Origin of the sequence: Brunnivagina elsteri CCALA 953, assembly GCF_002289455.1 — a bacterium.
GTDB lineage: Bacteria > Cyanobacteriota > Cyanobacteriia > Cyanobacteriales > Nostocaceae > Brunnivagina > Brunnivagina elsteri.
Genome location: NZ_NTFS01000037.1, coordinates 21,009 through 27,556, shown reverse-complemented (window position 1 = coordinate 27,556; position 6,548 = coordinate 21,009). Strand labels below are relative to the sequence as shown.

At 39.7% G+C, this 6,548-nt stretch carries 8 protein-coding genes; 5 read left to right on the top strand and 3 right to left on the bottom strand.

Going from position 1 to position 6,548, the window contains the following annotated elements; all coding sequences use genetic code 11:
• Positions 1-1,054 (top strand): replication restart helicase PriA (gene priA, locus CK510_RS05625; RefSeq protein ID WP_095720756.1); only part of this gene is annotated, 1,054 nt, incomplete at its 5' end.
• Between the two features lie 240 nt (positions 1,055-1,294).
• The gene (locus CK510_RS05620; RefSeq protein WP_095720755.1) at positions 1,295-1,738 is read left to right on the top strand and encodes a cupin domain-containing protein; all 444 of its coding nucleotides are present in this window, start codon (positions 1,295-1,297) and stop codon (positions 1,736-1,738) included.
• Between the two features lie 24 nt (positions 1,739-1,762).
• Here CK510_RS05620 and CK510_RS05615 read toward each other — a convergent pair whose 3' ends face one another.
• Positions 1,763-2,620: an FAD-dependent oxidoreductase gene (locus tag CK510_RS05615; protein ID WP_095720754.1), complete on the bottom strand. Its 858-nt coding sequence runs from the start codon at positions 2,618-2,620 to the stop codon at positions 1,763-1,765.
• A gap of 298 nt (positions 2,621-2,918) precedes the next feature.
• Between CK510_RS05615 and CK510_RS05610 the strand changes: the two genes are divergently transcribed.
• A complete protein-coding gene (locus tag CK510_RS05610) occupies positions 2,919-3,758 on the top strand; it encodes a DUF1838 family protein (protein ID WP_095720753.1) in 840 nt (279 codons plus the stop codon).
• A gap of 103 nt (positions 3,759-3,861) precedes the next feature.
• Here CK510_RS05610 and CK510_RS05605 read toward each other — a convergent pair whose 3' ends face one another.
• The gene (locus CK510_RS05605) at positions 3,862-4,968 is read right to left on the bottom strand and encodes a YcjF family protein (protein ID WP_095720752.1); all 1,107 of its coding nucleotides are present in this window, start codon (positions 4,966-4,968) and stop codon (positions 3,862-3,864) included.
• A 439-nt stretch (positions 4,969-5,407) separates the two neighbouring features.
• On the opposite strand from CK510_RS05605, the gene CK510_RS05600 reads away from it, so the two are divergent.
• Positions 5,408-5,671: a type II toxin-antitoxin system Phd/YefM family antitoxin gene (locus CK510_RS05600; protein ID WP_211293099.1), complete on the top strand. Its 264-nt coding sequence runs from the start codon at positions 5,408-5,410 to the stop codon at positions 5,669-5,671.
• Entirely contained in the window at positions 5,664-5,930 is a 267-nt protein-coding gene (locus CK510_RS05595) for a Txe/YoeB family addiction module toxin (RefSeq protein ID WP_095720750.1), read from the top strand. Before CK510_RS05600 ends, CK510_RS05595 begins: the two co-directional genes overlap by 8 nt.
• A 65-nt stretch (positions 5,931-5,995) precedes the next feature.
• Here the strand turns inward: CK510_RS05595 and CK510_RS05590 are convergent, their stop codons facing one another.
• Positions 5,996-6,379 (bottom strand): DUF6326 family protein, encoded by a 384-nt coding sequence (locus tag CK510_RS05590; RefSeq protein ID WP_095720749.1) that lies wholly within the window; start codon positions 6,377-6,379, stop codon positions 5,996-5,998.
• Positions 6,380-6,548: the final 169 nt, after the last annotated feature.

Below are 6,548 nucleotides of genomic sequence, written 5' to 3'. Positions count from 1 at the left end.
TTCTCGTCCCCTTCCCCCGGTGGAAATTGTGGATATGCGGCAGGAGTTACAGCAGGGCAATAAATCCATCTTTAGTAGGTCACTGCAAGATGCATTAATTCAACTCCAAGAAGAAAAAAAACAAGGTATCTTATTTATCCATCGTCGCGGACATAGTAGCTTTGTTTCTTGTCGTAGTTGTGGCTATGTGATGGAATGCCCCCACTGTGATGTCTCCCTTTCCTATCACCAAACTGAAGCTGGGGCACCCCAACTATTGCGCTGTCATTATTGCAACTACACTGTATCCCATCCTCGTAATTGCCCTGAGTGTGGTTCACCCTATTTCAAATTTTTTGGTAGCGGTACACAGAAAGTTGCCCAGGAATTAGCGCGGGAACTTCCCGAATTGCGGGTAATTCGTTTTGATAGCGATACCACCCGCACCAGAGGAGCGCACCGCAACCTATTGACCAAGTTTGTGAATGGGGAAGCCGATATTTTACTGGGTACGCAAATGCTCACCAAAGGTTTAGATTTGCCCCAAGTGACTCTAGTTGGGGTCATTGCTGCCGATGGATTATTACATCTATCAGATTACCGTGCCAGCGAACGGGCATTTCAAACCCTTACCCAGGTTGCAGGAAGGGCAGGACGAGGTGAAGACCCTGGTAGGGTGATTGTACAGACCTATACCCCAGAACACCCCGTAATCGAATCGGTGCGATCGCATGATTATGCAACTTTTACGGGGAATGAATTAACACAGCGTCAAGCACTTAATTATCCGCCCTACGGTAGATTGATTTTACTGCGATTAAGTAGTATGGATATGACAGAAGTGGCGAATGCTGCGGAGATGATAGCCGTATTTTTACGCAGTGGGGAAGGATATGAGATACTTGGACCAGCACCAGCTAGTATTATGCGGGTTGCGAATAGATTTCGCTGGCAGATTTTGTTGAAGTTTGCCCCGGATGCTTTACCGCATTTACCCGATTGGCAAGATGTCAGGGAGATTTGCCCGGATTCGGTGAGCTTGACAATCGATGTTGATCCTTTGAATATTATGTAGGAATTATGTAGGACAACTCTAATTAAGGAACCTGGATTTATTAACTTACAATTATTTGTAGCGACTGTCTTAGTCGTCAAGCGATCGCGTAACCCAACATGAGATTACATAAATGCAAGAGTTGTACTTTATTTAATCCACATTCCTAAGTGGGTAATCAACATTGGACAATTATCTGTTTAAGTTCACCTCCGTTTAATTCATTTTGATACTTATACTTTCATGATTAGAGGTAGATTTATGCTTCGCACATTGTTCAACAAGTATCTTGAGTCTCGTCCTTGTCTAACAGCTTTTAACGATTCAGAAAATAAACAACCTCGACAAAATACTCATTTTATATTGTTTCCTGGTAACCGTTGGTTTAACATTACTCTAAACCAAATTATGGCTCGACCTGAATGGTACAAAGGGGTTCTTCACAATCATCCTTGGTTCAATATTAGTCTCATTTTGAAGGGTGGGTACTGGGAGAAAACAGAAAAGGAAGTGAAATGGTACAAACCAGGTTCTATTATTGTGCGCTCTGCGAATAAATACCATTCCATTTGGATTGAAGATAGTCAAGATGCTTGGACTTTATTTCTCCACGGACCTATTAAGAAAGGGTTTGATTTTATGCAAGATGGGGAGACTGTGACAGTTGAGCAATTGGGAATGAAGCCTGCTAAATATATACGTTAGGAAACTAATGTCAGGTTTTCTTCATCATTGTCGGTTAACTAGATATGATAGTAAATAAATAAGTAATAGCAGCAACAACAAATATAAATTGCGTGTTGTATTTTGTGCTTTTTGCCAAATTTGTCGATAGGAAAGTTGATGATTTTGCAATAGAAAAAATGATGGAGGACTATATATAAAAGGTAGTACCCGACTCAATCCTAACCGGATAAAAAAGTTAATACTCCACAAAAACGTAAATCCTGTACTTGGTGAAGGAAAAAGTTTCATTGTAAATTGGTCGGAATTCGATGCATCGCATTTGTTGAGAGTACTACGAACAATTGAACCAATACCATCACAACCTAATAAAAACTGTGGTGAAAATTTAATTATTTCTTTACCATTAATTTGCGTAATCACTTCTAAATTTTCGACTTCATCACTCGTATTCACTATCTGACGAATTTCGATACATTTAGCATTAAAAAGCACTGTGATTTTGCCTTGCCAGTTTCGTTGAACTTCATTATCAAGTAAGCTAACAAATGCACGTCGGGGAATCCAGTATGCAGCTTTTCTATTTGGGTCTACAACAGGTACTTTTGACGTTTTAGAACTACCATCAGCTTTAACCAGGGTTAAGTGAAATTCCGTACTAGGAACACTAATTTGTGATAATTCCTCTGTTAACCCAAGTAAATCAGTTAAATCCTGACCTCGACCATCGATTAGATAATTGAAAGACTTATCCTGTTCATAATAATCTGAAGCTATGCATTGTTCAAGGACAGTAATGTTTGTCCAACCTCGTTTTGCCAGCACTAATGCTGTTGCCAGTCCTGCTGGTCCTCCCCCGACAATCAATACATTATCACCTGCGCGATCGCTTTGATTCAGCATAATTATTTTTCTTGGAGTTTGGCTTAAGTGTCACCTTAAGTGTCACCTTAAATATACATTTATATGTTCCTCTGGAAGTCTATACTTGAGATATAGTTTATTTTTGGAGAATTTTACCCCGACACAAAACATACTTTATGAGCTATTGCTGGGGAATTAAAAAGAACAAAATTTGTGAATTGATTCTGAATTATGTATTATTTTTGATTTTTTTTTGAAAAAGTGTTTTTTTCTTACCTTGAATTAAGCAGAAAAACATGCTTTATGGATAAAGAGGAACAAAAATTGATATTTATTTATGAGTTTAACTAAATCAAACATTTCAGATGTGCAATTTGTGAAAATACGCTGTAATACGGATAGTCAAACTTGTTATTTTGAAGCAATGGGTACTATGTATGCTCACCCATTAGATGGAGATGAACCCGTTCATTTGTTCGATTTTCTGGGTGTTGATATATCCCGTTGTGTTCAAGATAAAACAACCTTGCAGTGGACTCTAGTAAGTCGTAAAATCACACTTTACCTAGACCCGGTAACAGGGGAAGTATTGAAGCAATGGTACAATCCTTGGAGTCATGAGACGTTGAACGTAATGCATCGTCAATATGATTATCAGGAATTTCCGATCTCCCACCAAATCAAAGCTGATATAGCACCTGAAATTTCTGCTGTTTCTCTAGATTTCAATTGGAAAATACCAAATCTCTTGGCAGAAAATCCGAAATTTGCCGATTATTCACCTGAAAAACATATTCAGTCTTCTGATTCCTACAAATTCATTTTCCCAACTAAACTACTAATCGAAGAAACTACGAAAATTGAAAGCGATCGCACAGTTTGTTTATCCTATTTTCGCATGGGTCCGTGGGAACCTTGGATGAAAATGAAGGGTAAACCTGGTTTTTTGGTTTTAAATTATACAGGTGCGAAAACAAGCGATTTTGGGATACTAAATCCAATCCTAAAAACTCTAATTTCTGAGCGTATGCCATTATACATGGAAGCCCCAGCTTATCGGTTAGACCGGGCGATCGCAACTAGTTGGACTCGTTTTGAGGAGCAATTTGATGCCTATTTGCGTGGTGAAGAATTTCCGCTTCCAGCACCAATTGTTGATGAACCTGGTTTGAGATAATTAAATAGTGCGATCGTATTTGGGATGAAGCTGTGCGATCGTATTTGGTATGAAGCTGTACGATCGCATTCCTCATTAAGATTTTACTGTTTAACGTTCCCGCTCATGGGTTGGGCGATCGCACATTATCTCCGGACAAATACTTGTTTTTGAACGCATCTGCAACCTCTTCAGGAGTGGGTGGCTCACCATTGTTGTGAACAAACAACATCTCCAATGTGGCAATGTATGCTTTACCAAATGCTGTAGTGAGAGCGGCTGCTGTACCTGCTGCGATAAAACCTCCAGCTATAGACCCAATACCAGGAATAAACTTGAGAAAATTTGACACAATTATCCGTCCTACAAGCGTTCCACCCGCTCCAGCAATAAGACCACCTACTACAGTGCTGAGAAAACTTTTATCAATCGATAAACCAAAGGTTGCTGATATACCGGCAAGCATTGTAACTTGAATCGGGACAATAGCAATAGCGTCAGAGAACGGAATTGGTGCAGCCGCAATTCCTCCAGCACTAAGTGCTGCTGCTGCTACGATTGCATGAGATTGTGTTTTTTTTAGTTCAATATCTACTTTTTGAGCAGCCACAAAAGCTCTTTTTAGTCCTTCTGGGACAGTTTCCATCGTCAACTTCACAAGGTCTTGAAGCCCCATTACTGGAAGAACGGGTCCTTCATCTAGCTCTTCCTCAATCGCTCGAACTCGGACTACATTCGTTACTGACGAAAGTATTTGCTGAACCGCAGAGCGAAAACCTTTGTCAGACCTTGCTTTGGTAACAACAGCAATAACGGGCATATATTCTGCCAGCATTTTGACAAGTTCTTCTTCTGCTGGCTCAACACGGCGAAAGTCTTCAGCTATGCAAATCCAAGCAACATGGATATGTTGTTTCTGGTCAGGGTTGCTAGCACGTTCACTAACTATTGATCGCAGTTTACTTACCGTTTCATGAAAAGCTGCCATCTCAAGCCCACGAGTATCAAAGATGGAAAGAGGGACACCCTCTTTTTTATATTCTCTTGTATTTTCAGTAACTGGACGACCTTGACCAGTAGTTGCAAAATTACCCTGAAATACTGAGTTAATAAGCGTACTTTTACCAACGCCTGTACGACCAGTAATCAAGATATTGACATGACCACGTTCTCTTAACGCTTCACGTAAAGCATTTTTAACCACATTCTCAAAATTGAAGTCTTCAGTCATTAGATAATTCCTGCTCTAAAAGATTATGGATTGCCTTTATTGAAATTATTCCCAATTGAGGATGAATGATAACAAGCAATGCTAATCATCTAAAATTCTAGACACCAAACGACAATCTGACGCTACCGTCCTAGCTCAGGAACAAAGCCAGCTAACTATTTATTGTACGGAAACTTTCTGTATAATCTTTTTCTCAATGACGATATATTAAGCATTATGGGCAACTCATGTCACGATATAAAGAAATTTTCTGCATAACACTCATATTTAGGATATTAAACAGAACTTTTCCCTATAACCACCCTTCACGAGAGGATTATATGGAATGTGTATCGCAATAATTGACATTCCAATGAGGTTACTTCATGCGATCGCAAATGGCATCGGAATTGTTTAATATATTTGGGACTGCTATACTTGTACAATAAACTGTACAAGTATGAAACAGATGAAAGTGGTGTCTTTTAGCGAAGCAAGAAATAACCTCAAGGCTGTTTTAGACCGAGTGGTGGAAGATGCCGACTATACCATCATCACCAGACGAGATGCAGAGGATTCTGTGGTGATGTCCCTGGAGCTATTTAATAGTTTGCTGGAGACGGTACATTTACTCAAATCTCCCGCCAATGCTGCCCATTTAGAGCGTTCGATTGCTCAGTTCAAGCAAGGGAAGGTGGTGGAGCGAAATTTGTTAGATGACTAGGAAGTTAGCATGGACTGATGAGGCTTGGCAAGATTACTTATATTGGCAAGGGCAGGACAAGAAAACCTTAAAACGAATTAATAAGCTGATTGAGGCAACTATGCGACTACCGCTTGAGGGGATCGGGAAACCGGAAGCACTCAGGGAGAATCTGGCTGGCTTTTGGTCGCGGCGAATTGATGATATGAATCGGTTAGTTTATGCGGTGGATGATGGGTATTTGACGATTATTGCTTGTCGATACCACTATTCTGATTGATATTTTGCGATCGCTTGAGGGTTGAGTTGAACTTGGAAATCGAAATAATTGATATTTTTACCATATCATGCATTGAGTTTGCCCAGCCTTTTCCATACAAACCACATGATGGCTAACATGCATACAATCTCAATCGTTGCAAAAAAGAAGTAAGAGTAGGTTGCACTGCCACCTCCCACAACAAAAAGGGTGGTCAAAATTAATGCAAGGGTATTAAGCAAGCGACTGCTTCTATCAGATAAGACGAGGCAAAGAAATATCATCACTAGAGGAATCTCAATGAAGATTGAGAAGACAAGAAGTAACCCTGGTGTGACTGGGAAACCGAAGGAACCATCAATAATCTTCTCTAAAGTACCAGGGTGTATAAAACCAACTATGTCGGCAAAAGCGATGTTAAACATAACAACCGTCCACAGTGCTGAAAGCTTAACTCTTGTTATATCCATTTATTATGACCTCACAAGCAAATAAATTAAGTACATAAACTCATAAAAAAGTATAAAAATAGACTTTAAGAATCTTCGTGCTAAAATCACATAACGCCGCGATAACCGACATTTTAAAGTGTGTGGTAGCACAACAGTAGTATGATTTAGGATTTACAGTTAATTTTAG

Excerpts from the sequence above, each read along its gene's own strand:
- CK510_RS05615 (WP_095720754.1), bottom strand. The coding sequence starts at position 2,620 with ATGCTGAATCAAAGCGATCGCGCAGGTGATAATGTATTGATTGTCGGG.
- CK510_RS05620 (WP_095720755.1), top strand. The coding sequence starts at position 1,295 with ATGCTTCGCACATTGTTCAACAAGTATCTTGAGTCTCGTCCTTGTCTA.
- CK510_RS05595 (WP_095720750.1), top strand. The coding sequence starts at position 5,664 with ATGACTAGGAAGTTAGCATGGACTGATGAGGCTTGGCAAGATTACTTA.
- CK510_RS05590 (WP_095720749.1), bottom strand. The coding sequence starts at position 6,379 with ATGGATATAACAAGAGTTAAGCTTTCAGCACTGTGGACGGTTGTTATG.
- CK510_RS05610 (WP_095720753.1), top strand. The coding sequence starts at position 2,919 with ATGAGTTTAACTAAATCAAACATTTCAGATGTGCAATTTGTGAAAATA.
- CK510_RS05600 (WP_211293099.1), top strand. The coding sequence starts at position 5,408 with ATGAAACAGATGAAAGTGGTGTCTTTTAGCGAAGCAAGAAATAACCTC.
- CK510_RS05605 (WP_095720752.1), bottom strand. The coding sequence starts at position 4,968 with ATGACTGAAGACTTCAATTTTGAGAATGTGGTTAAAAATGCTTTACGT.